The sequence below is a fragment of the Phytohabitans kaempferiae genome (assembly GCF_042433955.1).
In the GTDB taxonomy this organism is placed as follows: domain Bacteria; phylum Actinomycetota; class Actinomycetes; order Mycobacteriales; family Micromonosporaceae; genus Phytohabitans; species Phytohabitans kaempferiae.
This window is the reverse complement of record NZ_JBHLUH010000015.1, coordinates 1-1,318: the sequence shown is the minus strand read 5'-3', so window position 1 is coordinate 1,318 and position 1,318 is coordinate 1. Positions and strand designations below refer to the sequence as shown.

The 1,318-nt window shown below is 66.9% G+C and carries 1 protein-coding gene; it reads left to right on the top strand.

Annotated elements, in window-relative coordinates:
* Window positions 1-19: 19 nt before the first annotated feature.
* The coding region (locus ACFFIA_RS13115) for an acyltransferase domain-containing protein (protein ID WP_377250366.1) at window positions 20-1,318 on the top strand (1,299 nt) is incomplete at its 3' end.

Below are 1,318 nucleotides of genomic sequence, written 5' to 3'. Positions count from 1 at the left end.
GGATGCGCCGTCGTCTCATGTGGACTGGTCGGCGGGTTCGGTGGAGTTGTTGACGGACTCGCGGGTTTGGCCGCGGTCTGCTGGTCGGGTTCGGCGCGCTGGGGTGTCGTCGTTCGGTTTGAGCGGGACGAACGCGCACGTGATCGTGGAAGAAGCCCCCGAGCAGGTGGAGCAGGTCGGTTCGCCGTTGTCTGGCGGGGTCGTGCCGTGGGTGGTGTCGGGCAAGAGCGCGGCGGCGTTGCGGGCGCAGGCGTCCCGGTTGCTGGAGTTCGTGACCGAGCGCCAAACACTGGATCCGGCCGATGTGGGCTGGTCGCTGGCATCCACACGGTCGGTATTTCGTTATCGGGCGGCGGTCGTCGGGTCTGGTCGGGACGAGTTGTTGCGTGGGTTGGCCGCGCTTGTCGACGGGGAGCCTGGTGTTGTTCAGGGCACCGCTGGTGGTGGTTTGACGGCGTTCTTGTTCGCCGGTCAGGGCGCGCAGCGGTTGGGTATGGGCTCAGGGTTGGTGGAGGCGTTCCCGGCGTTCGCGGAGGCGTTCGACGCCGTGTGTGCCGAGCTTGACCCGCATCTGGACCGTCCGTTGCGTGAGGTGAAGGCCGACGGTTTGGATCAGACGGGTTGGGCGCAGCCGGCGTTGTTCGCGGTTGAGGTGGCGTTGTTCCGGTTGTTGGAGTCCTGGGGTGTCGTCCCGGATCTGCTGTTGGGGCATTCGGTTGGTGAGTTGGCGGCGGCTCATGTGGCGGGAGTCTGGTCGTTGCCGGATGCGTGCCGTCTGGTGGCCGCTCGGGCCAGGTTGATGCAGGCCCTGCCGTCCGGTGGTGTGATGGCCGCGGTCCAAGCGTCCGAGGCGGAAGTTCGTGGGCTGCTGAGCTCGGGTGTGGATGTCGCGGCGGTGAACAGCCCTGGGTCGGTGGTGGTCTCTGGTGACGAGGGGCCGGTCGCCGCGATTGAGGCTCATTTCGTGGGCTTGGGTCGGCGGGTGAAGCGGTTGCCGGTTTCGCATGCGTTTCATTCGGTGCGGATGGAGCCGATGCTTGCCGAGTTCGCCCGGGTGGCCGAGTCGTTGTCCTATGCCGCACCGACGTTGTCGGTGGTGTCGAATCTGACTGGTCAGGTTGCCGCGCCTGAGGTGTTGTGTGACCCCGGGTATTGGGTGCGTCAGGTGCGTGAGGCGGTCCGGTTCGCCGACGGGGTGGCTACTCTCGCTGGGCAGGGCGTGACCCGGTTCGTGGAGCTGGGTCCGGATGCCACGTTGACCGCTTTGGCGGGGGAGTGCCTGGATCGGGACGCTGTTCTGGTGCCGGTGTTGCGCAAG